Here is a 24,546-nt window from a genome sequence, read left to right on the forward strand (position 1 = left end):
AGCCGTGAAGGCCTCCTTCCCGGCTCTCCTGGCCGGCAAGGAGGCCTTCACGGACCTTCTGTCTACTGTGGAGCCTACTTCTCGGCCGCCGAGAACGTGACGCCCGGCACCTTCCGCGCCGTCGCCCGGGTGGTCTTCTTCGGCTCCGCCGTCTTGCGGGTGCGGGTGGTCTTCGCCGGCTCGGCCTTCGCCGCCGTCTTCGCGCGGGTCGTGGTCGTCTTGGGCTCGGCTTTCGCCTTCGCCGTGGTCTTCGGCGCCGCCTTGGCGGTGGTCGTCTTGGGCTCGGCCTTGACGGTCGCCGCGCGACGGCCGGCGACCGGCTTCGCCGCCTTCGTCGTCTTCGGGGCCGCCTTCGCCCGGGGCCGCTTCGCGCCCGGGACGAGCCGCGGCCGGCGCTTGCGGCCGCCGGTGCGGCGACCCGCGTCGGCGTAGCGCTGCAGCAGCTCACGCAGGGCGTCGGCGTTGGCGAAGGAGAGGTCGATGTCGTAGTCGATACCGTCCAGCCCGAACCCGACGGTCTCGGCGGCGGGCTCGCCGGTGAGATCATCCAGGACCCGCACAGCCGTGTTCTTGGCCACGACAAACCTCCCGTGCTCGAACGTGGTATTCGCGCGCACCGGGGCCGACGGCACCCGGGCCGCCGATGTCTTGCAGCTTCGGAGACGAGGATAGCCGCTGGCTTGCGTGATCTCGCGCGGTGGTGTGCGCTGAACCCATGTCTGGACAGACTTTTGACGTAGTGGTGATCGGTGCGGGTCCGGTGGGGGAGGTGGCCGCCGAACGAGCGGCCCGCGGTGGCCTGAAGGTCGCCCTCGTCGAGCACGAGCGCTTCGGTGGCGAGTGCTCCTACTGGGCGTGCATCCCGAGCAAGGCGCTGCTGCGGCCGGGAAACCTCCTCGCCGCGGCGAAGCGGATCCCCGGCGTGCCGGTCGGCGACTGGCTCGATCCCGCGGCGGTGTTCGCGCGGCGTGACTGGTTCACCGGCAAGGGCGACGACTCGGGGCAGGTCGAGTGGGCCCGCGGCGCCGGCATCGAGCCGATCCGCGGGCACGGCGTGCTCACCGGTGAGCGGGAAGTCACCCTCGACGACGGCCGCGTGCTGACCGCGCGGCACGCGGTGATCGTGTGCACCGGCAGCGTGCCGAGCACGCCGTCGATCCCGGGCCTCGACACGATCCGGCCGTGGGGTTCGCGGGAGGCGACGTCGGCGGAGTCCGTGCCGCGCCGCCTCGGCGTCCTGGGCGGCGGGGTGGTCGGCGTCGAGATGGCGCAGGCGTTCGCGTCCCTGGGCTCGGAGGTGCACCTGGTGATCACCGGCGAGCGGCCGCTGCCGCGCAACGCCGCGTTCGCCGGCGACCTCGTGCTGCACGGGCTGCGCGAGGCCGGGGTGTCCGTGCACACGGAGTCGGGGGTCGAGCGGGTCGCCGCGGGAGAGTCGGGCACCGAGCTGACGCTGAAGGACGGCGAGGTGGTCGTCGTCGACGAGTTCCTGGTGGCGACCGGGCGCCGGCCCGCGACCGCCGGGCTCGGCCTCGAGGCCTTCGGGGTGGAGCCCGGGCGCGCGCTGGAGGTCGACGACACCGGCCGGGCGTCCGCAGTGGACGGTGGCTGGCTGTACGCGGCCGGCGACGTCACCGGGCGCGCCCCGCTGACCCACCAGGGCAAGTACGGCGCCCGCGCGGCGGGAGACACGGTCGCGGCGCTGGCCGCGGGTTCTCCGGTGTCTTCGGAGCCGTGGAGCAAGTTCACCGCGACCGCCGACCACAGCGCGGTGCCGCAGGTGGTGTTCACCGACCCGGAGGTCGCGGCCGTCGGCCTGGCGGACGCGCGGCCGGGTTCGGCCGACCGCGTCGTCGACATCGACATCGCGGTGGCGGGCTCGTCACTGCACGCGGACGGTTACACCGGCAAGGCCCGGATGGTCGTCGACACCGAGCGGAACGTCCTGCTCGGCGTGACGTTCGTCGGCCAGGACGTCTCGGAGCTGCTGCACTCGGCGACGATCGCGATCGTCGGGGAGGTCCCGCTCGACCGGCTGTGGCACGCGGTGCCGTCGTTCCCGACGATCAGCGAGGTGTGGCTGCGGCTGCTGGAGGCCTACGGGCTCTGAGTCACTGGGCGGGCAGGTCCAGGGCGGCTTTCGCGGCCCTGGCCAGGCCGGGATCGTCCGGAGTGGACGGTCCCGGTGCCCAGACCGCCTGCACGACCCGCACGGACGTGCCTTCGACCCGGGAGGTGTAGGCGGCGTTCTCGAACCGCGGCGGCGGGGTGGCGCCCCACTTGCCGGTCTCGGAGGCGAGGTCGAGGATCCCGCCCCCGCCGGGGGTGTCGGTGATGGCCTTGAACGCGGCGGCCAGCCCGGCATCGGGGAACTCGACGATCCCGACGGTGACGGCGGCTCCGCGGCCGTCGACGGTGGCGGCGTAGGACGCGCGCCGGACGCCGGAGCAGCTGGTCTGCTGCAGGCTGGCCTGGGCGTCCCCGAAGGCGTGGGAGGCGCACCGCTGATCGCGATCGGCGGCGCGCAGGGCGAACTGAAGGCTCTGCGCGGCAGCCGTGGAGGTCCGCGGTGGCGGCTGGGTGGCGGGGGTGGGCGGCCCGGTGGGCGCGGCGGCGGTGTCGTCCCCGGAGGTGGCAACGGCGAGGGCGGCGACGACCAGCGCGACCAGCAACCCGATGGCGGCGAGGGGCAGCCAGCGGACGGTCTTCGACGTCGAGGCGGCTTCGCGCGGGGCCGGTCGCGGGGTGGGGAAGGGGCGCGGTTCGGGTGGCAGGGTGATCTGGCCGAGGGTGACGGCCTGGGGAGCGCTTCGCTCGGGCGACTGCTGGGCTTGTCCGGGCCCGGCGGCGCTTCGCCCGGGCTCGGCTGTTTGTCCGGGTGCGGTGGGGGAGCTGAGGTTCTCGGTTCGTTCGGTGTCGTCCGCGAGCGAGGAGTCCTCGGCCGGCCGGGCACCTGGAAACAGCGGGGGTGCGGAGGCGCCGGGGAACAGCGGGAGGTCCTCCCGCGCGGGAGCGGGGAGTACTTCGGTGCGCTCGGAATCCGAGGCAAGAGCCGCTGCTTCGCCGCCGGAGTGTGAGGAGCCGGCCGGATCCGCTTCGGCGGGCTCCGGGGTCTCGTGCCCGGCGGCCACCGAGTCCGCAAAATGGGCGGCCGTGGCTTTGGCGGGCCCAGGGGCTTCGGTAAAGCCGGCCGTGGCGTTGGCGGGCTCGGGGTCTTCGGTGGAACTGGCGGCGGCTTTGCCGGGCGCCGAGTTTTCGGTCAGGGCGGTCGTGGGTTCGGCGGGTGCCGGGTCTTCGGCCGGAGCGGCCGTGGCTTGGGCCGGTTCGGGGTCTTCGGTGGAACTGGCGGCGGCTTTGCCGGGTGCCGGGTCTTCGGTCAGGGCGGTCGTGGGTTCGGCGGGTGCCGGGTCTTCGGCCGGAGCGGCCGTGGCTTGGGCGGGTTCCGAGTTTTCGGCGACTGCAGCTTTGGTGTGCTCGGGGTCTTCGGCCGAACCGGCGGCGGCTTCGGCGGATTCCGGATCCTCGCTGAAACCGGCCGCGGATTCCGAATCTCCGGCAGCGGCGGACGCCGGCTCGCCCGGTTCCGAGTCTTCGGGGGGAGCGGGCTCAGGCCCCGCCGACACTGGAGTCCTGCTCTGCCACCCGGCCGCGACAGCCGAGCCCGTCGCAGCAGCCGCACCGGCTCCACCCACCGTGGCCGCACCGGCCGCGACCGCCGTTCCCGCCTGGCCGGGCACCGCCGGCCCATTGTCCCAAAGGGACTCCGGCGGTGCGTCGTCGGTGAACCGGCTGAATCCCTCGCCGATGAGGACCTCGTCCGGAAACTCCGGTGCCTCCGGGGCCAGCCCGCGGATCAGTGCCCGCACCTGGTCCACCGATCGCGGCCGGTGGGCCGTCGCCAGGGAGACCGTGGCCGCCAGCATCGTCGTCGGGGTCGGGTGCAGGACCCGGACCGGGCCCGCCAGGTCACTCGCCGGCTGGTCGACCGTCTCCACGTACGGTCCTACCGCGACGATCGTCCCCACCGGGCCCGTCCCCGGCACCAGGGAAGCGATCCGCCGCTCGCACGCCTGGGAGATGTCCAGTGCCTCCGTGGCCGGGTTGATCGCGTCGTCGTCGGCGATCAGGGGCCACCCGTCCGCCTTCCAGCCGGCTCCCAGCGGGGCTTCCAGGCGCAGCGCCGGGTCCGGGAGGTCCACGCCGATCACGATGATCACGCCGTGGGGCAGCAGGACCACCGCCTCGATCGGGCGCTCGGTCACGGTTCCCACGCCGACCAGCGCGATCCCGCCGATGACGGTGCTGCCGCGGCCGAGGGACGCCAGCGCCGCCCGGATGTCGTCGGCCACCCGGGACTGCTGCCGCTCCAGGCGCACCAGTCGCACCGAAAACCCCTCCCTGCTCGTCGTTCCGGGTCATCACGCTAGCGCGCGTGGTGGTATCCATCGTGCGACACGGGGACGACGCGGCCGCGAGCCCACCGAAAGTGGGGCCCTGGGTGACTTGTGGTGTTCGTGTGGCCAAACAGCACGGTTGGGGTGCAGAATGTGCTACAACGCATCGGAGGCGGTATTCGGGAGCCGCACTGAGGCCGCGCTGCAGCTCGAAGTAGGGCGTAGGGGAAGACGTCCCTCGTCGAGCAACAAGCGGAGGTAGCAGTGAGCACCCGTGGCAGCACCCGAGGTGTGGTGTACGTCCACTCGTCGCCGTCTGCGGTGTGTCCGCACGTCGAGTGGGCCATTTCGGGCACCCTGGGTGCCCGCGTTGACCTGAAGTGGACGGCGCAGCCGGCCAGTCCGGGTCAGCTTCGCGCCGAGTGCGGCTGGCGCGCGCCCGCGGGCAGCGGCGCCAGACTGGCGTCAGCCCTCAAGGCGTGGCCGATGATTCGGTTCGAAGTCACCGAAGAGCCCAGCGCGGGCGTCGACGGCGAACGGTTCTGCTTCGCGCCCGGCCTCGGCCTGTGGCACGGACGGACCAGCGCCAACGGCGACATCGTGGTGGGCGAAGACCAGCTGCGCGCCCTCGTCGCCATGACCCGCGGTGGTGAGTCCCTCGCGCACAAGCTCGACGAACTCCTCGCCGCGAGCTGGGACGAGGCGCTCGAGCCCTACCGTCACGCCGGCGACGGAGCACCGGTGACCTGGCTGCACCAGGTCGGCTAGCCGCGGGACGGGGGCCGGTACGCTCTCCGGCGTGACCACCCCCGCCCCCAGCTCCCGCCAGCGCTGGCTGGTGCCCGTCGTGGTCGTGGTGCTCTCCGTGACCGTGGGTGCCGGCCTGCTCGCGCGCGAGATCTACCACCGGCCCGACCAGCCCGCGGACGAGACCACCGTCTCGACGTCCGCGCCGGCGTCGGCCAGCAGCGGAGCGCCGGCCGCGGCGGGCGTCGTACAGATGACCGACGACGCGAAGGCGCACCCGCAGGCCGGCGCCGTGCGCGAGCTCCTCGAGACCTACTTCTCGGCCATCAACACCAAGAACTACCAGCGGTGGCTGACGACCGTGAGCGGCGATCGGGCCGTGCAGCAGCCGTTCGGCACGTGGAAGGCCGGCGTCCAGTCCACAACGGACTCCGACGCGCTGGTCTACCGCATCGAGCGCGGCGCCAACACGTCGCTGCGGGTCCTGGTCGGCTTCACCAGCAGGCAGAACCTCGAAGACGCTCCGAAAGACCTTCGGGAGAAGTGCATCAAGTGGCGGCTCGTCCTGCCGGTGATCGTCGAGAAGTCCGCCTTGAAGATCGACACTGTGGACCCCGGAGGACCTTCCCCCGAGCACGAAAAATGCTGAAAAAGGGGCCCGGCCGAAGCCGGGCCCCTTTTTCACAGCTGCGGAACTCAGGCCGCCGGGGTGAACAGCAGCGCGGTGTTGTGCCCGCCGAAGCCGAACGAGTTGCTGATCGCCGCGGTCAGCTCGACCTTGCGGGCCTCGCCCGCCACGACGTCCAGCTGCACCCGCGGGTCCAGGTCGGTCAGGTTCATCGTGGCCGGCACGATGCCGTGGTAGAGCGACAGGATCGTGATGATCCCCTCGACCGCGCCGGCCCCGCCGACGAGGTGGCCCAGCGCGCCCTTCGGCGCCGTCACGACCGGGTGTTCCCCGATCGCGTTGCGGATCGCCGCCGCCTCGCCGATGTCACCGACCACAGTGGACGTCGCGTGGGCGTTCACGTGCCCGACGTCCGCGGCGGTCACGCCGGCCATCTTCATCGCCGCGCGCATGGCGGCGATCTGGCCGATGCCCTCGGGGTGGTTGCCCGTGATGTGGTAGGCGTCCGAGGTGATGCCGTGCCCGGCGATCGTCGCGTAGATGCGGGCCCCGCGGGCCTTCGCCTGGTCCGCGCGCTCCAGGATGACCACGCCGGCGCCCTCGCCGAGGACGAAGCCGTCGCGGCTCGCGTCGAACGGCCGTGACGCGCTGCCGGGGTCGTCGTTGCGCGTGGACACCGTGCGGGCCTGGGCGAACCCGGCCAGCGTGATCGGGTGGATGCACGCTTCGGCGCCCCCGGCGACCACGACGTCGGCGCGGCCGGAGCGGATCATCTCCACCCCGTTCGCGATGCCCTCGGCGCCGGAAGCGCAGGCCGAGGCCGGGGAGTGCACCCCGGCCCGCGCCTTCAGGTCGATGCCCACGTGCGCGGCCGGGCCGTTCGGCATCAGCATCGGCACGGTCAGCGGCGACACCTTGCGGAGACCCTGCTGGTGCAACAGGTCGTTCTGGGTGAGCAGGGTGACCGGGCCGCCGACGCCGGTGCCGATCGACACGCCGAGGCGGTCGGGGTCGACGTCCGTGTGCTCGTCGGTCGGTTCCGCGTACCCGGCGTCGGCCCACGCCTGGCGGGCGGCGATCAACGCGACCTGTTCGCAGCGGTCCAGCCGGCGGGCCTGCACCCGCGGGAGGACCTCCGAGGGATCGACGGCCAGCATGCCGCCGATCTTGACGGGCAGCTGCAGCTCCTCGACCCAGTCGGCCTCGATCGCCCGGATCCCGCTCCGCCCGGCCAGCAGACCGTCCCAGGTGGACGTCACGTCCCCGCCGAGCGGTGTGGTGGCGCCGAGACCGGTGATCACGACGTCGATGTTGCTCATGGGAGTCTCCTCAAGGAGGGAACAGACTTACTTGGAGTTGGCCGACACGTAGTTCACGGCGTCGCCCACGGTCTTGAGGTTGGCGAGCTCGTCGTCCGGGATCTTGACGCCGAACTTGTCCTCGGCCTGCACGGCGATCTCGACCATCGACAGCGAGTCGATGTCCAGGTCGTCCACGAACGACTTCTCGGCGGTGACGTCGTCCTGAGCCACACCGGCCACCTCTTCGACGATCTCGGCGAGGCCGGCGAGGATCTCAGCGTTGTCAGCCATGGGGTAGTTCCCTTCTCGGTGTTACTGGGGGGTTCGTTGTCCACGGGCGAGTGCCCGCGGGGAGCGTAACGGTGGTCAGGGGCAGACGAACGCCTGCCCGGCGTAGGACAGGCCCGCGCCGAACCCGACCGCCAGCACCACGTCGCCGGACTTCGCCGTCCCGGCCTTGCGCATGTGGTCCAGCGCGAGGGGGATGGACGCCGACGAGGTGTTGCCGGAGTACTTGATGTCGTCGGCGACGACCATGTCGTCACGGGCGCCGTTGGCCCGCAGCTTCTTCGCGATCGCCTCGACGATGCGCAGGTTCGCCTGGTGCGGGATCAGGACGTCCACATCGGACGGCTTCAGCCCGGCGACCTCCAGCGCGCGCATGGCGATCGGCGCGATCTGGGTCGTCGCCCACCGGAAGACCGACTGGCCCTCCTGGTAGATGAACTTGTCCTCGGTCATGCCGATCAGGTCGACGAGGTCGCCCGCGCTGCCCCAGGAGACCGGGCCGATCTGCGGCTCGTCGGACGCGCCGACGACCGCGGCGCCCGCGCCGTCGGCGAAGATGATGGCGTTCGCGCGGTCGGTCGGGTTGACGGAGTCGGTGAGCTTCTCCGCGCCGATGACGAGGACCTTCTTCGCCGAGCCGGCCCGGATCAGGTCGGAGGCGACGCCGAGGCCGTAGCAGAACCCGGCGCACGCGGCGTTGAGGTCGAACGCGCCGGGGCTGGGGATGCCGAGCCGCGCGGCCACCTGGGCGGCGGCGTTCGGGATCAGCGTCGGCATGGTGCAGTTCGGCAGGATCACCGTGTCCACTTCGGACGGGTCGACACCCGCGTCGGCCAGCGCGGCGGTGCCCGCGGCGACGGCGAAGTCGGTGAGCGACTCGTCCTTCTCCGCGAACCGGCGCTCGATGATCCCGACGCGGTCGCGGATCCACTGGTCGTTGGTGTCCATGATCTGCGACAGGTCGTCGTTGGTGACGATCTTGTCCGGCTGCGCGCTGCCGATGCCCAGCACGCGGCTGCCGCGGGAGCCGGGGTTGAGGCTCAGGGCGGGTCGGTCGGTCACGAGGCGTCCTCCTGGCGCAGCGCCGCCAGTTCGGCCGGCGTCTTCAGCGCGGTGGTAGTGGTGACGACGCCCTTGAGCTGCCGCTTGACCAGGCCGGTCAGCGTGCCCGCGGGCGCGAGTTCGACGGTGCGGGTGACGCCGAGGGAGACCAGGCCGTCCATCGTCAGGTCCCAGCGGACGGACCGGGTGACCTGCGCGACGAGGCGGTCCAGGTACTCGGCCCCGCTGGTGACGACCGCGCCGTCCGCGTTGGACAGCAGCGGGCGGACCGGGTCGGCCGGGGTCAGCTCGGCGGCGTGGGCGCGCAGCGCCTCTTCGGCGGGTGCCATGTACTGCGTGTGGAACGCGCCGGCGACCTTGAGGGCGCGGATCTTCGTGCCTTCCAGGGGCTCGGCGACGATCTTCGCGATGGCGTCGGCGGCACCGGAGGCGACGATCTGCCCCGCTCCGTTGCGGTTCGCCGCGGTCAGGCCCTGTCCTTCGAGCCACGCGACGACCTGCTCGGGGTCCCCGAGCATGACCGCGGCCATCGACGTCGGTTCCAGCGCGCACGCCTTCGCCATCTCGGCACCCCGGACGGCGGCGAGCGCGACGGCGTCTTCGGGCTTCAGCACCCCGGCGATCGCGGCGGCCGCGAGCTCGCCGACGGAGTGCCCGGCGACGGGCGCGTCCGCGGGGACCGGCGCGGTGGCCTGGAGGTGTTCGAAGGTGAGCAGCGACAGCGCGACGATCAGCGGCTGCGCGACGGCGGTGTCCTGGATCTCGTCGGCGTCCGCCTCGGTGCCGAGGCGGAGCAGGTCGAGGCCCGCGCGCTCGGACCACCGGGCGACGCGCTCGCGGGCGCCGTCGAGGTCGAGCCAGGGCGTGAACATACCGGGGGCCTGGGACCCCTGACCGGGAGCGAGGACTGCTGCTGTCACTCTTCCAGCCAACACGTTCACGGCGCTCCGGCGTGATGCCGACGCTCACAGTGTCTGCGCGGCGTCTTTGTCGGAACCCTCCAAAGACGCGCCGGAGAATCTCGCGCGTAACCCGGAAGCCTTGTCGGGTTCAATCACCTTTCGCTGTTAAGTCCATCACGTGACGCCGGTCTCCGGAGAGGCTTCGGGCGGCCGCTCACCAGAGGCCGCGGGCCCTCGCCAGCCGGCCCACCGCCAACGCGATCCGCAGCACCAGGGCGTCCCGCGGGTCCATCGGCTGGTACCCCGTCAGGTCCGCCGCCTTGCGCAGCCGGTAGCGGACCGTGTTCGGGTGGACGAACAACGTCTTCGCGCAGGTCTCCAGCACCCCGCCGCTTTCGAGGTACGCCTCCACCGTGCGCTGCAGCGTCGGACCCGCCTCCTCCAGCGGCCGCGCGATCGTGTCGACCAGCAGGCGCTCCGCCTCCGCGTCGCCCGAGAGCGCGCGCTCCGGCAGCAGGTCCGCCGAGCGGACCGGACGGGGCGCCCCCGGCCAGCCGACCACCGCCCGCAGCCCCGACAACGCCTCCGTCGCGCTGTGGTGCGCCTCCGCCAGCGTCGGCACCGTCGGACCGGCCACCACCGGGCCGTCGGCGAACGCCACCGACATCCGGGCGAGGATTTCGCGCTCCTTCACGCCGCCCTCGGTCGGGCCGCCGACCACGACCACCAGACGGGAGCCCTGGACCGACAGCAGCACCGGGCGGCCGACGCGGGCCGCGCGGCTGCGGACCTCGAACACCACCGTCGGCGGGTCCTCCGACGGCGGGTTGCCGACCAGGACCGTCGCGGCCGCCGACGGCTCCCAGCCCAGCGCCGTGGCGCGCGACAGCACCGACTCCTCCGCGTCCCCACGCACGATCCCGTCGACGACCAGCGCCTCCAGCCGGGCGTCCCACGCGCCGCGGGCCTCCGCCGCCGCCGCGTACGAGTTCGCCGCCGCGAACGCGATTTCCCGGCCGTAGCGCAGGATTCCTTCGATCAGCGCCGCCCGCTCGGCCTCGTTCGCGGCGAACTCCGGCAGCTGCTCTTCGAACACCTCGATGGCCAGGCGCACCATGCCGACCGCCTGCCGCAGGCTGACCCACCGCGACAGCTCGGCCGGCGCGTCGCGGAACGCCTCGGTCGTCAGCTTGAGGGCTTCCTTCGAGTCCCGCAGCCAGTCGACGAAGCCCGCGGCGCCGGCCTGCGTGATCAGCAGGACGCTCGCGCGCTGGTCGGCGGGCAGCCGGGTGAACCAGAGCAGCCGCCGCTCCATCACCGCGATGCTCGCGCTCGCCAGGCTGCCGGACGCGTGTTCCAGCCGCCGAAGCGTCTTCGCGGAGAGCCCGTGGTGCTTCGGCACCCGGCGCGGGGAGGTGGTTCCATCCATGGCGCCCGCGATCCTACGTGCCCGCAACTTTCGCAGCCCGCGGCGGCAACGTGTGGCGCTATGCGTGCGTGTAGGGACTGCCTAGGATCGCGGGCGGGGGAAACCAGTGATGAACGGGGGAACCGGAATGACCGGTTTAGAGATCGACAAGGTCTCCAAACGCTACGGCGACGTCGTCGCTTTGCGCGAAATGACATTCGAAGTCCGGCCCGGCGAGCTTTTCGGGTTCGTCGGCAGCAACGGCGCCGGCAAGACCACGACCATGCGGATCGCGCTCGGCGTGCTTTCCGCCGACGGCGGCGAAGTCCGCTACGACGGCGAGCCGGTGACGCACGAAACGCGGCGCCACATCGGGTACATGCCGGAGGAACGCGGCCTCTACCCGAAGATGAAGGTGGCCGAACAGCTCACCTACCTCGCGCGGCTGCACGGCATGTCCACGGCCGCCGCGCGGTCGTCGGCGGACAAGTGGACCGAACGGCTCGGCGTCGCCGCCCGCCGCGAAGACGAGGTGCAGAAGCTCAGCCTCGGCAACCAGCAGCGCGTCCAGCTGGCCGCGGCGCTGGTGCACGAGCCGCGGATCCTGGTGCTCGACGAGCCGTTCTCCGGCCTCGACCCGGTCGCGGTCGACGTGATGAGCCAGGTGCTCAAGGAAAAGGCGGCCGAGGGGGTGCCGGTCGTGTTCTCCAGCCACCAGCTCGATCTGGTGGAGCGGCTCTGCGACCGGGTCGGGATCGTCCGCAGTGGACAGATGGTGGAGGTCGGTACGGTCGGTGAGCTGCGGTCCGGCGGGGCCGTCCGGCTGCGGGTCGACGTGCCCGAGGCCGGGGACGGCTGGGCCGGCGGGCTGGCCGGCGTGACGGTGCTGGGCCGGAAGGGCACGGTGACCGAGCTCGAGCTCGGCGAGGGCGCCGACGACCAGGCCGTGCTCAAGGCGGCGCTGGCCACCGGGCCGGTCCGCGAGTTCGCCCGCGAGCAGCCTTCGCTGGCCGACCTGTTCCGTTCCGTCGTGACGACCGAGGAGGTTCCCGCGTGAGCACCCCGGTCCAAGACGTCCGGATGAGCCCGGCCGCGGCGGTCGGGTTGGTCGCCTCCCGCGAGATCTCCACCCGCGTGAAGTCGAAGGCCTTCCGAGTCGCCACCGTTGTCATGCTGCTGCTGATCGTGATCGGCATCGTGCTGCTCAAGCTGATCTCGGGCGGCGGCGGAGCCGACTCCACGGTCGGCTACACCCCGGCCACCGCCGCGTTCTCGGCGCCGCTGCAGGCCGGCGGGAAGACGGTCGACGAGAAGATCGACGTCACCCAGGTCGCCGACGAGGCCGCCGGGCGCGCCAAGCTCGCCGACGGCTCGATCGACGCGCTGCTCACCGGCGACGGCAAGACCGTGCACGTCCAGGTGAAGAAGGACCTCGACGGCAAGCTCGCCAACGTCCTGCAGCTGCTGTCCCAGCAGGTGGCGATCGACCAGCAGATCACGGCGCTGGGCGGCGACCCGGCGCGGTTCAAGGCCGCGATCGCGTCGGCGAAGTTCATCGAGGACACGCCGCTGGAGCAGCCGTACGACTACAACGGCGCGCAGCTGGGGCTCGGCATCGCCGCCGGGATCCTGATCTACCTGTCGCTGATGATCAACGGCCAGACCGTGGCGCAGGGCGTCGTCGAGGAGAAGACGTCCCGGGTCGTCGAGCTGCTGCTGTCGACGATCAAGCCGTGGCAGCTGATGGCCGGGAAGGTGCTCGGCATCGGCGTGGTGGGGCTGATCCAGATGCTCGTCATCGGCGTCGGCGGGCTGGTCACCGTGACCGCCACCGGCGCGCTGCCGGACCTTTCGCTTTCGTCGGCCGTCGGGACCGTCGTGTGGCTGATCGTCTGGTACCTGCTCGGGTTCTTCATGTACTCGATCGTGTTCGCCGCGCTGGGCGCGCTGGTTTCGCGCCAGGAAGACGTCGGCGGCGCGACGATGCCGGCGCTGATGTTCGTGATCGCCGGGTACGTGATCGGCATTTCGGTGCTGCCGTCGAACCCGGGCAGCACGTTCGTCGAGGTGCTTTCCGTGATTCCGGTGTTCTCGCCGACGCTGATGCCGATCCGGCTGGCGATGGGCGGGGTCCCGGTGTGGGAGGCCGCGTTGTCGGTGGTGCTGGTGTTGCTGATGATTCCGGGGCTGATCTGGCTGGCCGCGCGGATCTACCGGAATGCGGTCATGCGCACCGGCGCGAAGGTGAAACTGCGCGACGCCCTGCGCGCCGCCTGACGTTTCCGGCTGTTCACCGGCCCCCGAGTGCTCCGGCGCTCGGGGGCCGTTTTTTCGGGCGACCGAGGCACGAGTTCCGCCAAATGCTCGAGGCCGCCCGGCGCTTGCGGTTTACGCTGCGCCGGACGGCCTCGTCTCCCCGGTCCCCACCGGTAGAACCAGTATGGCCACGGGTGATCTTTCCGCGCCAGTCGTCTCACTCGATCGTGGGGCGCACGAGTTGCCGCCGCTGGGTACCTGATCAACGATCCGGTGCACAAAGCGGCACCACCCCGAATCGGCGGGTGGGCGATTCGGGCGCAAAACCCTTGGAGGGAGTCGGTATGGGCCAGCAACTGAAGGACGGGCTCGGGCAGGCGTGGAACCTGGTGGCCACGTTCGTCCCGAAACTCGTCGGATTCCTGATCATCCTGCTGATCGGCTGGCTGATCGCGAAGGCCGTCGCGAAAGGGCTGAGTCTCGTCCTGGGAAAGGCCGGTTTCGGCAAGCTGATCGAGAAGACCGGGCTTTCCGGCAGCATCGGCCAGCAGAAGATCGACGCGACCGGAATCCTCGTGAAACTGGTCTACTACTTCATCCTGCTGATCGCGCTGCAGCTGGCGTTCGGCGTGTTCGGGCCGACCAACCCGGTGAGCCAGCTGCTCAACGACATCATCGCGTTCCTGCCGCGGATCGTGGTGGCGCTGGTGCTGGTCGTGGTCGCCGCGGCCATCGCGAAGGTCGTGCGTGACGTCGTCTCGTCGGCGATGTCGGGCCGCCCGGCGAGCCGTTACCTGGCCACCGGCGCCTACTGGCTGATCATGGCGTTCGGCATCATCGCCGCGCTCGGCCAGGTGAACATCGCGACCGCCATCACCGGTCCGGTGCTGATCGCGGTGCTGGCGACGATCGGCGGCGTCATCGTCGTCGGCTTCGGCGGCGGCCTGATCAAGCCGGCGCAGGACCGCTGGCGTGGCTGGATCGCGAACATGGAGCACCAGCTGGAGACGCCGAAGCAGCGCACGGGCGAGATGGGCACGAGCGCCCCGCCGCGCGCGACGGTCGGCGCGGACAACACCCCCACGCCGCCGTCGGGCATGCCGCGTTCCCACGGCTGAGCAAGCGGGGCCCGGCGGACGAGGAAGCCGCCGGGCCCCGGTCCGTCAATGCGACATTCACGGCTTTCAAGACGCTCCGCCCGGCCGTTACGCTGGAGCGATGGGGGTCGTGGCGGCGCTCTGGCGCTATCCGGTGAAGTCGATGGCGGGGGAGCGGCTGGCCGAGGCGGCCGTCGGCGAGCGCGGCCTTGACGGCGACCGCCTGTACGCGGTCCGCGATCCCGCCGGCAAGTTCGGCAGCGGCAAGAACACCCGCCGGTTCCGGCGGATCCCCGGCCTGCACGCGTTCGCCGCGCGGTACGACGGCGACGTCCCGGTGATCACCTTCCCGGACGGGCGCGTGGTCCGCGGGGACACCGCGCACGTGCACGCCGAGCTGGCGGCCGCGCTCGGCTTCCCGGGCGTCGAGCTGGCGAAGGAAGCGGAGATCCCGCACCACGACGAAGCACCCCTCCACCTGGTCACGACGTCGTCGCTGGCCTGGCTGGCCGAGCGCGCGCCCGGCACCGCGCTCGACGAGCGGCGGTTCCGGGCCAACCTGCTGCTCGACACCGGCCCGGCGCCGGAACTCGCCGAAGAGGCCTGGCTGGGGAAGCGGATCCGGATCGGCGAGGTCGAGCTGGAGATCCTCCGCAAGGCCGTCCGCTGCGTGATGGTCGGCCTGCCGGGCGAGGGTTTGCCGGCCGCGCCCGGGTTGCTCAAGACGATCTCCGACGTCAACGGCGTGACGTTCGGCGTGCAGACCCGCGTCGTCCGCGGTGGCACGCTCCGCGTCGGGGACGACGTCCACGAGGTGGGATGTTCCGCGGCTCACAGTCTCTAGGGAATTCATCCCCGCCGGAGCATGTTTGATGCGGTAGGACGAAAGGGGCGTCAGGTGGATTTCCTGCTGCACCACGGAATCACGGTGCTCGGTCAGTGGATCTCGATCGCGGAGCTCGCCGGGCAGGTGTTCGCGCTCGCCGTCGTGTTCCTCGCGCAGCGTCGCACCCTGTGGACGTGGCCCGTGCAGGTCGGGGCCACCGTGCTGCTGTTCGCCGTCTACGCCTCCGCGCACCTGGGCGGGCTCGCCGCCCGCCAGGTCGCCATCCTCGCCATCTCCGTCTACGGCTGGTGGGCCTGGACCCGCCGCCAGGACCCGGTGTTCGGCGTCGTCGTCCGGCAGGGACGACTGGCCGAACGGCTGGCGATGCTCGGCGCCTTCGTCGCGGGCACCACCGTGATGGCCCTGGTCCTCGACGCGCTGGACGCGTCGTGGGCGCCCTGGCCGGACGCCGCCATCTTCGTCGGCACGCTCGTCGCCTTCGCGGCGCAGGGCGCCGGGCTCGTCGAGTTCTGGCTGGTCTGGCTGGTCGTCGACGCGATCGGCGTGCCGCTGCAGATCTCGTCCGGGCTGTACTTCTCCGCCGCGATCTACATCGTCTTCGCCGGGCTCGTCATCCACGGCTGGTGGAGCTGGAACCGCTCCGCGCGCCGCGTCGCCGAGCGCCGGGTCATGGCAGCATCCAGCTGAGCACCGGCGTGCTCTGCCCGAGCACGATCAGGCACATCACCAGCAGCAGGCCCACGCTCCACGGGAGCACCTTCCGCAGCAGCTTGCCCTCTTCGCCCGGCAGGTTCGCCGCCACGCAGGCGATCGTGAGGTTCTGCGGGGACACCATCTTGCCGAGGACGCCGCCGGAGCTGTTGGCCGCGGCGAGGAGGTCGGCGGCCAGGCCGGTCTTGTTCGCCGCGGTCACCTGCAGCGCGCCGAACAGCGCGTTCGCCGACGTGTCCGAGCCCGAGACGGCGACGCCGAACCAGCCCAGCACGGGCGACAGGAACGCCAGGCCGGCGCCGGCGGCCGCGATGAACGTGCCGATCGTCGTGGTCTGGCCGGACAGGTTCATCACGTAGGCCAGCGCGAGCACCCCGCAGACGGTGAGGATCGCGAACCGCAGTTCCTTGACCGTCGCCAGCCATTCCCGGACCGCCCCGCTCCCGGAGACGGCCAGGATCGCGGCCGTGATGATGCCGGCGAGGAGCACCAGCGTGCCGCCGGTGTTGAGGAACGGGAGCGAGAAGGTGTTGCCGGACACGGGTTTCCCGTTCGGGCCGACGACGTTCAGCCCGGGCCAGTGGAACTTCCAGGTCGCCTTGTCCAGCAGCTTCTTGATCGGCGGCAGCACGGCCAGGGAGAAGATCACGATGATCAGCGCGTACGGCAGGTAGGCCTTGACGACGTCGTTGCGCGAGTCCGCCGGCGGCGCTTCGTCGGTCGCCGTCCCGCCACCGCCCATGCTGAGCCGGACGGCCTCGGGCACCGCACGGCGCGTCTGCGGCAACGCCACCAGCGCGGCGGCGCCGGCGAGCGCGGCGCCGATGTCGGCCAGCTGCGGCGACACGTAGTTCGAGGCGAGGAACTGCACGAGCCCGAACGCGACGCCGCAGACCAGCGCGGGCAGCCAGGTGTCCTTCAGGCCGCGCTTGCCGTCGACGATGATCACCAGCAGCAGCGGCACGACCAGGGCCAGCAGCGGCGTCTGGCGGCCGACGATCGAGGAGACCTGCTGCAGCGGCAGGCCGGTGACCTGGGCCAGTGTGACGACGGGCGTGCCCATCGCGCCGAACGCGACCGGCGCGGTGTTCGCGACCAGCGCGACGACCGCGGCCTTCACCGGGTGGAAGCCGACGGCCACCAGCATCACGGCGCTGATCGCGACGGGCGCGCCGAAGCCGGCGAGGGCCTCCATGAGCGCGCCGAAGCAGAAGGCGATGATCAGCGCCTGGATCCGCGGGTCGTCGGAGACCCGGCCGAACGAGCGGCGCAGTACGTCGAAGTGCCCGGTCCGCACGGTGAGCCGGTAGATCCACAGCGCGTTGACGACGATCCACATGATCGGCCACAGCCCGAACGCGGCGCCCTGCAGCGCGCCCGAGACGGCTTGGACGATCGGCATGCCGTAGGCGGCGATCCCGACGACGAGCGCGACGAGCAACCCGATCAGGGCGGCGTGGTGCGCCTTCATCCGGACGACACCGAGGAGCACGAGAACGGTGGCGAGGGGCAGCACGGCGACGAGCGCGGACAGGCCCAGCGAACCGAGGGGAGTCAGGTCTTGCATGAACACGGGCGACCTCCGTTTTCCACGATGCGAAAACGGCCTTTCGGCGAGTGCCCGAGATCTTCGTCACAAACCGGTCGGTCCGTCAAGAACTTGAGACCGGTTGGCCCAACGAGTCAGCGCCTCACGGCCGGGCTGCGTGCGGAAAGAGGCATCACACGTGACTGGGGAGGCATCACGCGTGACTGGGGAGGCATCACGCGTGATTGGCGCGGCATCGCCGTGATGCCCGCCGGATCACGCGTGATGCCCTGCTGATCACGCGTGATGCCTCTTGGCGCACGCGGGTTACGGCTTCGGGAGGACCTCGAGAGCCGTTTCGGCGATGCCGCGGAGGCCGGCCTGGTCGCAGCCGCCCTTGCCGAGGGCTTCGATGCCGCGCATGGTCGCCAGCAGGAGGCCGGCCAGCCGGGCCGGGTCGTGGCCGCCGGCGATGTCGCCCGCGCGCTGAGCGGCCGCGACGCAGGCCGTCAGCAGGCCGTTGAGCTCGCGGAACGCCTTGCGGGCGCGAGTGGCGATCTCCTCGTCGTGCTCGGCGCACTCGGCCGCGGCCTTCGCGATCAGGCAGCCGCGGTGGATCTCGTCCGCGATGACGGTGTCGGCGTCGCCCAGGACGTAGTCGCGGAGCCTCTGGTAGGCCTCGCTGTCGGTGCCCTCGAGTTTGCGGCGCGCACCGTCGATCGCGGTCGCGCAGTGGTCGTCGAAGATGCGCACGAACAGGGCGTGCTTGTCGCCGAAGGCGCCGTACAGGCTGCCCTTGCCGAGACCGGTCGCGGCGGCGATGTCGTCGATCTTCGTGCCCGCGTAGCCGGTCGACCAGAACCGGTCCCGCGCCGTGCGCAGGACCGCGTCTTCGTCGAAGCTGCGTGGTCTCGCCATAGGGCCAGGATAAGCATTCTTGACTATCTCGTCCAGAACGGCGTACGTTCTGGACGAGATAGTCAAGAATTCGGGAGGGCATCGTGCGGCTGCAAGGCAAGACAGCGCTGGTCACCGGCGGCGGAACCGGCATCGGCTTGGGGATCGCGAAGCGGTTCGCCGCGGAAGGCGCGCACGTCGTCATCACCGGACGGCGCAAAGAGGTCCTCGACGACGCCGTCGCCGAGATCGGCGGATCGGTCCAGGCGATCCGCGCGGACTCCGCGAAGCTCGCCGACCTGGACGAGGTCTACCGGGCGATCGCCGAGCGCGGCCGCGGGCTGGACGTCGTGGTGGCCAACTCCGGCGGCGGCGTGACCGCGCCGCTGGGCGAGATCACCGAGGAGCAGTTCGACGCCACCTTCGGCACGAACGTCAAGGGCGTCGTCTTCACCGTGCAGAAGGCCCTGCCGCTGCTGAACGAGAAGGCGTCGATCGTCCTCACCGGCTCGACGACGTCGACGCGCGTGGCGCCGGGCATGAGCATCTATGCGGCGACGAAGGCCGCGGTGCGCAACTTCGCCCGCACGTGGGCCCTGGACCTGGCGGGCAAGGGGATCCGCGTGAACGTGCTCAGTCCGGGGCCGACGCTGACGCCGGGCCTCCTCGGCCTGGCCGAGCCCGGCGCGCAGCAGGCGATGATCGAGCAGATGGCGACGGCCGTCCCGCTCGGCCGCCTCGGCGATCCGAGCGAGATCGCCGCGGCGGCGCTGTTCCTGGCCACCGAGGAAGCGAGCTTCGTCAACGGCGTCGAGTTCTTCGTCGACGGCGGCCAGGCGCAGGTCTAACGCAGGGTGGCGTGCGAGGGCGTCAGGTCCTTCAGCGTCCGGACGCCCAGCAGCTGCATCGTGCGGACCATCTCCGTGCGCAGGATGTCGACGCACCGCTGGACCCCGCGCTCGCCGCCGGCCATCAGGCCGTACAGGAACGCACGGCCGACCAGCACCGCGTCCGCGCCGCGGGCGATCGCCGCCACGATGTCGCCGCCGGACAGGATGCCCGTGTCGACCCACACCTCGGCGCCGCCCTGGAGCTCGTCCAGCACCGCCGGCAGCAGCTCCAGGGGCGTCGGGGCGCGGTCGAGCTGGCGGCCGCCGTGGTTCGAGATCAGCACCGCGTCCGCGCCGTGCTTCACGACGTCGCGGGCGTCGTCGACGTTCTGCACGCCCTTGACGACGAGCTTCCCCGGCCAGGTCCGGCGCACCCAGTCCAGGTCGTCGAAGTTCAGCGTGGGGTCGAACAGCTTGTTCAGCAGCTCGGCGACGGTGCCGTCGAAGTGGCTCAGCGAGGCGAAGTGCAGGGGCTCGGTGGTGAGCAGGTTGAACCACCACGCGGGGTGCGTCGCGCCGTCGAGGAACGTCTTGAGGGTCAGCGCCGGCGGGATGGTCAGGCCGTTGCGGACGTCGCGCAGGCGCGCGCCGCCGACCGGGGTGTCCACGGTCAGCATCAGCGTGTCGTAGCCCGCCGCCCAGGCGCGATTCATCAGATCTTCCCCGGCGCCGTGGTCGCGCCAGACGTAGAGCTGGAACCACTTGCGCGCTTCGGGAGCGGCCTCGGCGAGGTCCTCGATCGACGTCGTCGCCATCGTCGAGAGGCCCATCGGGATGCCGTTGCGCTGCGCCACGCGGCCGACCGCGGCCTCGCCCTCGTGGTTCATCATCCGCGTGAACCCGGTGGGGGCGAAGGCGAACGGCAGCGCCGACGTCTTCCCGAGGATCTCGCGGGTGGTGTCCACATCGGACACGCCGCGCAGCACGTTCGGGTGGAACTCGATCCGCCGGTAGGCCTGCCGGGCGCGGCGCAGGCTGTCCTCGAGCTCGGCCGCGCCGTCGGTGTAGTCGAACGCCGCCCGCGGGGTCCGCTTGCGGGCGATCGTCCGCAGGTCGGCGATGGTGTGCGCGTTCGCCAGCCGCCGTTCGGTCGGATTGAGAATGAGCGGCTTCGGCCGCAGGAGCTGCTTCAGCTCGTCCGGTTTCGGCAGTCGGCGCTTCGTCACCTTCATCAACTCCCTACACGGCCTTGCGGCGAACGGGACCCGGCAGACATCGGATGTCTGCCGGGTCCCTTTCTAGCACTGTGTCTCTAGCGCCAAGTCACGCGCTGCCGGAATCCGACGTCTGCGGCCCCGCGGCCGCGATGTCGTCGAGCCGGTACTTCGTGGCCGCTTCGAGGACCTTCGCCGAGTCGACCTCGCCGCGCTTGGCCAGGATCGACAGCGCGCCGACGGTGATCGACTCGGCGTCGACCAGGAACTTCCGCCGCGCCGCCGGCCGGGTGTCGGAGAACCCGAACCCGTCGGTGCCCAGCGTCAGCATGTCGGTCGGCACGTACGGGCGGATCAGGTCCGGCACCGCGCGCATCCAGTCCGACACCGCCACGACCGGGCCGTTCGAGCCCTGGAGCTTCTCGGTCACGTACGGCACGCGCGGCTCGCTGCCCGGGTAGAGCAGGTTGTCGTGGTCGATCGCGACGGCTTCGCGCCGGAGCTCCGTCCACGACGTCGCCGACCACACCGCGGCCCGCACGCCCCACTCCTCGGCCAGCAGCTTCTGCGCCTTGAGCGCGTCCGGCATCGTGACGCCCGAGACGAGGATCTGCACCTCCGGACCGTCGCCCGAAGGCGCGTCCGCGTACTTGTACAGGCCCTTGAGCAGGCCGTCGACGTCGAGGTTCTCCGGCTCGGCGGGCTGCTGGTACGGCTCGTTGTAGATCGTCATGTAGTAGAAGACGTTCTCGCCGTTGCCGTCCGGGCCGGTCTCGCCGTACATCCGGCGCAGGCCGTCCTTCACGATGTGCGCGATCTCGAACGACCACGCCGGGTCGTACGCCACGGCCGCCGGGTTGGTCGCCGCCAGCAGCAGCGAGTGCCCGTCGGCGTGCTGAAGGCCCTCACCGGTCAGCGTGGTGCGGCCGGCGGTCGCGCCGATGACGAACCCGCGGGCCATCTGGTCGGCGGCGGCGTAGAGGCCGTCACCGGTCCGCTGGAACCCGAACATCGAGTAGAAGATGTAGATCGGGATCATCGGCTCGCCGTGCGTCGCGTACGACGTGCCCACGGCGGTGAACGACGCGGTCGAGCCCGCCTCGTTGATGCCCTCGTGCAGCAGCTGGCCCTTCTCGGACTCCTTGTAGGCCAGCATCAGGCTCGCGTCGACCGACGTGTACGTCTGGCCGTGCGGGTTGTAGATCTTGGCCGTCGGGAACATCGAGTCGAGGCCGAAGGTGCGGGCCTCGTCCGGGATGATCGGGACGACGCGCTTGCCGATCTCGGAGTCCTTCGCCAGCTCGCGGACCAGCCGGACGAACGCCATCGTCGTGGCGACCTCCTGCTTGCCGGAGCCCTTGCGGACGCCTTCGTAGACCTTGTCGCCGGGAAGCACGAGCGCCTTCGCGGCCTTCGGGCGGCGTTCCGGCAGGAAGCCGCCGAGCGCCTTGCGGCGGCCGATCAGGTACTCGATCTCCGGCGAGTTCGCGCCCGGGTGGTAGTACGGCGGCAGCTTCGGGTCGCGCTCGAGCTCCTCGTCGCTGATCGGGATCCGCTGCGAGTCGCGGAACAGCTTCAGGTCGTCGAGGGTGAGCTTCTTCATCTGGTGCGTGGCGTTGCGGCCCTCGAACGCCGGGCCCAGGCCGTAGCCCTTGATGGTGTGGGCCAGGATCACCGTCGGCTGGCCGTGGTGCTCCAGCGCCGACTTGTACGCCGCGTACACCTTGCGGTAGTCGTGGCCACCGCGCTTGAGGTTCCAGATGTCGGCGTCGGAGAGGTCCTTGACCAGGTCCTTCGTCCGCGGGTCGCGGCCGAAGAAGTGCTCGCGGACGAAGGCGCCGTCGTTGGCCTTGTACGTCTGGTAGTCGCCGTCCGGCGTGACGTTCATCAGGTTGACCAGGGCGCCGTCGCGGTCGGCGTGCAGCAGCGAGTCCCACTCGCGGCCCCAGATGACCTTGATGACGTTCCAGCCGGCGCCGCGGAAGTACGACTCCAGCTCCTGGATGATCTTGCCGTTGCCGCGCACCGGGCCGTCGAGCCGCTGCAGGTTGCAGTTGATCACGAAGGTCAGGTTGTCGAGGCCCTCACCGGCCGCGATGTGGATCAGGCCGCGCGACTCCGCCTCGTCCATCTCGCCGTCGCCGAGGAACGCCCAGACGTGCTGGTCGTTCGTGTCCTTGATGCCGCGGTCGCGCAGGTAGCGGTTGAACCGCGCCTGGTAGATGGCGTTCATCGGGCCGAGGCCCATCGACACCGTCGGGTTCTCCCAGAACTCCGGCATCAGCCGCGGGTGCGGGTACGACGGCAGGCCGCCGCCCTCACCGGCGTGCGAGTACTCCTGGCGGAAGCCGTCGAGCTGCTGCTCGGACAGCCGGCCCTCGAGGTACGCGCGGGCGTAGATGCCGGGGGAGGCGTGGCCCTGGATGTAGATCTGGTCGCCGCCGCCCGAGTGGTCCTTGCCGCGGAAGAAGTGGTTGAACCCGACTTCGTACAGCGCGGCCGAGGAGGCGTAGGTCGAGATGTGACCACCGACGCCCACGCCGGGGCGCTGCGCCCGGTGCACCATGATCGCCGCGTTCCAGCGGATCCAGGCGCGGTAGCGGCGCTCGATCTCCTCGTCACCGGGGAACCACGGTTCGTTCTCGGTGGGGATCGTGTTGACGTAGTCCGTCGAGGTCAGCGCCGGGACGCCCACATTGCGTTCGCGGGCGCGCTCCAGGATGCGCAGCATCAGGTACCGGGCCCGCTGCTGACCTCCCCTGGCCAGCGCCTCGTCGAACGAGTCCAGCCACTCGGCGGTCTCCTCCGGGTCGATGTCGGGCAGGTGCGCCGCCAATCCGTCACGGATTACGCGTACGCGTGCCGGGGTCTCCTTGCCGGAGGCGCCGTCGTTCTGCGGGGCCAAGGGGTCTCCTTGCGAAAAGTTGCAGCCGGTGGTGCTCGTACTCGGGGGTGTACGACTCTCCATCGTCGTCTTCCGTACCGGCTTCCGCACCGCTACTCAGCGGTAACATCAGCCGACCCGGTCGAGCCACTCCCCGCGCGCGGTGTATCGCGCGCGCGTTTTCTTCCTCCCCAGCCTAGGCGACGCCCCCCGAAGGGGTGGCAGACCGGTCCCGTGAGGTACCCGAAACGACGTCGCGCCGGCACGGTCGCGGGCCGTATCCTGCGACACGAGTTGTCAAAGATCCGGTGTGGACGGTTGCGCGCGGAGCCCTACCAGTGTTCGCTATCGGCAACCGGGTCGCCGAGTGTGGCGCAGCCGTACCCCCGCAGCGGGGGCGCGGTCGCCACGCTCCGTCGTAGTTGGAGGAGTGAAAGCAGTGGTCGCCGCGGGAGACGCTGATCAGAGCAGCGTCGCCGAGAGGCTCGGCATCAAGCCCGAGATGGTCGTCCAGGAGATCGGCTGGGACGAGGACGTCGACGACGACCTCCGTGCGGCGATCGAGGAACAGATCGGCGGGGACATCCTCGACGAGGAGGCCGACGAGGTCATCGACGTGGTGCTGCTGTGGTGGCGCGAAGACGACGGTGACCTGGGTGACGCGCTCATCGACGCCAGGGGCCCCCTGGAGGAGACCGGCGTGATCTGGGTCCTGACCCCGAAGAACGGGCAGCCCGGGCACGTCGAGCCGAGCGAGATCGCCGAAGCCGTGCCGGCCGTGGGCCTGGCCCAGACCGCCAACATGAGTGTGGGAGCGAACTGGATCGGGACGCGCCTGGTCTCTCCGAAGTCGAAGTCGAAGCAGCGCTGAACAGGTCCCGCCCGGCAGACACGATAGGGTTGTCGTCGCAGGCACGTGTCCGTACGGGAGAGGAAACGCGGTATGACCGTCGAGGTCGGTTCTGAGGCCCCTGACTTCACGCTCAACGACTACAACAAGCAGCCGGTGCAGCTGTCGTCCTTCCGGGGCGACAAGCCGGTGCTGGTGGTCTTCTACCCGTTCGCGTTCAGCGGCATCTGCACCGGCGAGCTGTGCCAGCTCCGAGACGAGTTCGCCGACTACGACAACAAGGGCGTCCAGATCCTGGGCGTCTCGGTCGACATGCCGTTCTCGCTCAAGGCGTGGGCCGAGAAGGAGGGCTACCAGTTCCCGCTGCTGTCCGACTTCTGGCCCCACGGCGAGGTGGCTCGCGCGTACGGCGTGTTCAACGAGCAGGCGGGCCTGGCGGTCCGTGGCACGTTCCTGATCGACACCTCCGGTGTGGTCAGGTTCGCCGAGGTCAACGCCCCCGGTGAGGCGCGTGACCAGCAGGGCTGGAAGAAGGCCGTGGCCGAACTGGCTTGATTTCCCCGGACGGCGGGCTCCCTCGGGTTTCGTGGGAGCCGCCGTCCGAGGGGGCGCATAGCTCAGCGGAAGAGCACTCGGCTTACACCCGAGCGGTCGCAGGTTCGAACCCTGCTGCGCCCACCGTCGAACCCCGAGCTCGTCATC

At 71.0% G+C, this 24,546-nt stretch carries 22 protein-coding genes and 1 tRNA gene; 12 read left to right on the top strand and 11 right to left on the bottom strand.

The window, feature by feature from the left end; translation table 11 throughout:
- Positions 1 to 74 precede the first annotated feature (74 nt).
- On the bottom strand, positions 75 to 578 hold the full coding sequence (locus ACZ4TR_RS40020) for an Lsr2 dimerization domain-containing protein (RefSeq protein WP_465293362.1): 504 nt from the start codon (positions 576 to 578) through the stop codon (positions 75 to 77).
- Between the two features lie 137 nt (positions 579 to 715).
- Here ACZ4TR_RS40020 and ACZ4TR_RS40025 point away from each other — a divergent pair, with 137 nt between their 5' ends.
- The gene (locus ACZ4TR_RS40025; protein WP_465293363.1) at positions 716 to 2,110 is read left to right on the top strand and encodes a dihydrolipoyl dehydrogenase family protein; all 1,395 of its coding nucleotides are present in this window, start codon (positions 716 to 718) and stop codon (positions 2,108 to 2,110) included.
- A gap of 1 nt (position 2,111) precedes the next feature.
- Here the strand turns inward: ACZ4TR_RS40025 and ACZ4TR_RS40030 are convergent, their stop codons facing one another.
- Positions 2,112 to 4,385: a hypothetical protein gene (locus ACZ4TR_RS40030; RefSeq protein WP_465293364.1), complete on the bottom strand. Its 2,274-nt coding sequence runs from the start codon at positions 4,383 to 4,385 to the stop codon at positions 2,112 to 2,114.
- A gap of 273 nt (positions 4,386 to 4,658) precedes the next feature.
- Here ACZ4TR_RS40030 and ACZ4TR_RS40035 point away from each other — a divergent pair, with 273 nt between their 5' ends.
- Positions 4,659 to 5,162 (top strand): DUF3145 domain-containing protein, encoded by a 504-nt coding sequence (locus tag ACZ4TR_RS40035; protein WP_284746535.1) that lies wholly within the window; start codon positions 4,659 to 4,661, stop codon positions 5,160 to 5,162.
- Between the two features lie 31 nt (positions 5,163 to 5,193).
- The gene (locus ACZ4TR_RS40040) at positions 5,194 to 5,790 is read left to right on the top strand and encodes a hypothetical protein (RefSeq protein WP_465293365.1); all 597 of its coding nucleotides are present in this window, start codon (positions 5,194 to 5,196) and stop codon (positions 5,788 to 5,790) included.
- 47 nt (positions 5,791 to 5,837) lie between these two features.
- On the opposite strand, the gene ACZ4TR_RS40045 is transcribed toward ACZ4TR_RS40040, so the two are convergent.
- The 5 genes from ACZ4TR_RS40045 to ACZ4TR_RS40065 form a co-directional block, all read right to left on the bottom strand.
- A complete protein-coding gene (locus ACZ4TR_RS40045) occupies positions 5,838 to 7,088 on the bottom strand; it encodes a beta-ketoacyl-[acyl-carrier-protein] synthase family protein (protein WP_364527709.1) in 1,251 nt (416 codons plus the stop codon).
- Between the two features lie 27 nt (positions 7,089 to 7,115).
- Positions 7,116 to 7,361 (bottom strand): acyl carrier protein, encoded by a 246-nt coding sequence (locus ACZ4TR_RS40050; RefSeq protein WP_004559006.1) that lies wholly within the window; start codon positions 7,359 to 7,361, stop codon positions 7,116 to 7,118.
- A gap of 75 nt (positions 7,362 to 7,436) precedes the next feature.
- Entirely contained in the window at positions 7,437 to 8,420 is a 984-nt protein-coding gene (locus tag ACZ4TR_RS40055) for a beta-ketoacyl-ACP synthase III (protein WP_465293366.1), read from the bottom strand.
- The gene (locus ACZ4TR_RS40060) at positions 8,417 to 9,340 is read right to left on the bottom strand and encodes an ACP S-malonyltransferase (RefSeq protein ID WP_364527703.1); all 924 of its coding nucleotides are present in this window, start codon (positions 9,338 to 9,340) and stop codon (positions 8,417 to 8,419) included. Before ACZ4TR_RS40060 ends, ACZ4TR_RS40055 begins: the two co-directional genes overlap by 4 nt.
- 196 nt (positions 9,341 to 9,536) lie before the next feature.
- Positions 9,537 to 10,751, bottom strand: a complete 1,215-nt coding sequence (locus ACZ4TR_RS40065; protein ID WP_364527700.1) for a PucR family transcriptional regulator — start codon at positions 10,749 to 10,751, stop codon at positions 9,537 to 9,539.
- Between the two features lie 127 nt (positions 10,752 to 10,878).
- Here ACZ4TR_RS40065 and ACZ4TR_RS40070 point away from each other — a divergent pair, with 127 nt between their 5' ends.
- The 5 genes from ACZ4TR_RS40070 (at position 10,879) to ACZ4TR_RS40090 (ending at position 15,617) form a co-directional block, all read left to right on the top strand.
- On the top strand, positions 10,879 to 11,787 hold the full coding sequence (locus ACZ4TR_RS40070) for an ABC transporter ATP-binding protein (RefSeq protein WP_465293367.1): 909 nt from the start codon (positions 10,879 to 10,881) through the stop codon (positions 11,785 to 11,787).
- Positions 11,788 to 11,810: 23 nt separating this feature from the next.
- The gene (locus ACZ4TR_RS40075; RefSeq protein ID WP_465293402.1) at positions 11,811 to 13,007 is read left to right on the top strand and encodes an ABC transporter permease; all 1,197 of its coding nucleotides are present in this window, start codon (positions 11,811 to 11,813) and stop codon (positions 13,005 to 13,007) included.
- 323 nt (positions 13,008 to 13,330) lie between these two features.
- Positions 13,331 to 14,104 carry a mechanosensitive ion channel family protein gene (locus tag ACZ4TR_RS40080; protein WP_465293368.1) on the top strand — a complete coding sequence of 258 codons (774 nt, stop codon included), beginning with the start codon at positions 13,331 to 13,333 and terminating at the stop codon, positions 14,102 to 14,104.
- A 100-nt stretch (positions 14,105 to 14,204) separates the two neighbouring features.
- Positions 14,205 to 14,927 carry an MOSC domain-containing protein gene (locus ACZ4TR_RS40085; protein WP_465293369.1) on the top strand — a complete coding sequence of 241 codons (723 nt, stop codon included), beginning with the start codon at positions 14,205 to 14,207 and terminating at the stop codon, positions 14,925 to 14,927.
- Between the two features lie 54 nt (positions 14,928 to 14,981).
- Positions 14,982 to 15,617 (top strand): nicotinamide mononucleotide transporter family protein, encoded by a 636-nt coding sequence (locus ACZ4TR_RS40090; RefSeq protein ID WP_465293370.1) that lies wholly within the window; start codon positions 14,982 to 14,984, stop codon positions 15,615 to 15,617.
- Here ACZ4TR_RS40090 and ACZ4TR_RS40095 read toward each other — a convergent pair.
- Complete coding sequence (locus tag ACZ4TR_RS40095; RefSeq protein ID WP_364528963.1) at positions 15,598 to 17,214, bottom strand: L-lactate permease; 1,617 nt, start codon at positions 17,212 to 17,214, stop codon at positions 15,598 to 15,600. The two genes, ACZ4TR_RS40090 and ACZ4TR_RS40095, sit on opposite strands and share 20 nt — an antisense overlap.
- Before the next feature lie 282 nt (positions 17,215 to 17,496).
- Positions 17,497 to 18,087 (bottom strand): TetR/AcrR family transcriptional regulator, encoded by a 591-nt coding sequence (locus ACZ4TR_RS40100; RefSeq protein ID WP_465293371.1) that lies wholly within the window; start codon positions 18,085 to 18,087, stop codon positions 17,497 to 17,499.
- 83 nt (positions 18,088 to 18,170) lie between these two features.
- Between ACZ4TR_RS40100 and ACZ4TR_RS40105 the strand changes: the two genes are divergently transcribed.
- Complete coding sequence (locus tag ACZ4TR_RS40105; RefSeq protein ID WP_465293372.1) at positions 18,171 to 18,914, top strand: SDR family oxidoreductase; 744 nt, start codon at positions 18,171 to 18,173, stop codon at positions 18,912 to 18,914.
- Here the strand turns inward: ACZ4TR_RS40105 and ACZ4TR_RS40110 are convergent.
- Complete coding sequence (locus ACZ4TR_RS40110; RefSeq protein ID WP_465293373.1) at positions 18,911 to 20,122, bottom strand: alpha-hydroxy acid oxidase; 1,212 nt, start codon at positions 20,120 to 20,122, stop codon at positions 18,911 to 18,913. The genes ACZ4TR_RS40105 and ACZ4TR_RS40110 overlap by 4 nt on opposite strands.
- Positions 20,123 to 20,219: 97 nt before the next feature.
- Complete coding sequence (gene aceE / locus ACZ4TR_RS40115) at positions 20,220 to 23,015, bottom strand: pyruvate dehydrogenase (acetyl-transferring), homodimeric type (protein WP_465293374.1); 2,796 nt, start codon at positions 23,013 to 23,015, stop codon at positions 20,220 to 20,222.
- 418 nt (positions 23,016 to 23,433) lie between these two features.
- Between aceE and ACZ4TR_RS40120 the strand changes: the two genes are divergently transcribed.
- The 3 genes from ACZ4TR_RS40120 to ACZ4TR_RS40130 all read left to right on the top strand — a co-directional run bounded on the left by ACZ4TR_RS40120 (position 23,434) and on the right by ACZ4TR_RS40130 (position 24,522).
- A complete protein-coding gene (locus ACZ4TR_RS40120) occupies positions 23,434 to 23,865 on the top strand; it encodes a DUF3052 domain-containing protein (protein WP_465293375.1) in 432 nt (143 codons plus the stop codon).
- Between the two features lie 72 nt (positions 23,866 to 23,937).
- Positions 23,938 to 24,399 carry a peroxiredoxin gene (locus tag ACZ4TR_RS40125; RefSeq protein WP_465293376.1) on the top strand — a complete coding sequence of 154 codons (462 nt, stop codon included), beginning with the start codon at positions 23,938 to 23,940 and terminating at the stop codon, positions 24,397 to 24,399.
- A 51-nt stretch (positions 24,400 to 24,450) separates the two neighbouring features.
- Positions 24,451 to 24,522 (top strand) — tRNA-Val (locus tag ACZ4TR_RS40130).
- The last annotated feature ends 24 nt before the right edge of the window (positions 24,523 to 24,546 follow it).

This window comes from Amycolatopsis sp. NPDC028719 (assembly GCF_055565395.1).

What these genes read in the sequence shown, in the direction of transcription:
- ACZ4TR_RS40025 (WP_465293363.1), top strand. Translation starts at nt 716, where the DNA reads ATGTCTGGACAGACTTTTGACGTAGTGGTGATCGGTGCGGGTCCGGTG.
- ACZ4TR_RS40085 (WP_465293369.1), top strand. Translation starts at nt 14,205, where the DNA reads ATGGGGGTCGTGGCGGCGCTCTGGCGCTATCCGGTGAAGTCGATGGCG.
- ACZ4TR_RS40045 (WP_364527709.1), bottom strand. Translation starts at nt 7,088, where the DNA reads ATGAGCAACATCGACGTCGTGATCACCGGTCTCGGCGCCACCACACCG.
- ACZ4TR_RS40050 (WP_004559006.1), bottom strand. Translation starts at nt 7,361, where the DNA reads ATGGCTGACAACGCTGAGATCCTCGCCGGCCTCGCCGAGATCGTCGAA.
- ACZ4TR_RS40070 (WP_465293367.1), top strand. Translation starts at nt 10,879, where the DNA reads ATGACCGGTTTAGAGATCGACAAGGTCTCCAAACGCTACGGCGACGTC.
- ACZ4TR_RS40125 (WP_465293376.1), top strand. Translation starts at nt 23,938, where the DNA reads ATGACCGTCGAGGTCGGTTCTGAGGCCCCTGACTTCACGCTCAACGAC.
- ACZ4TR_RS40075 (WP_465293402.1), top strand. Translation starts at nt 11,811, where the DNA reads ATGAGCCCGGCCGCGGCGGTCGGGTTGGTCGCCTCCCGCGAGATCTCC.
- ACZ4TR_RS40100 (WP_465293371.1), bottom strand. Translation starts at nt 18,087, where the DNA reads ATGGCGAGACCACGCAGCTTCGACGAAGACGCGGTCCTGCGCACGGCG.
- ACZ4TR_RS40080 (WP_465293368.1), top strand. Translation starts at nt 13,331, where the DNA reads ATGGGCCAGCAACTGAAGGACGGGCTCGGGCAGGCGTGGAACCTGGTG.
- ACZ4TR_RS40065 (WP_364527700.1), bottom strand. Translation starts at nt 10,751, where the DNA reads ATGGATGGAACCACCTCCCCGCGCCGGGTGCCGAAGCACCACGGGCTC.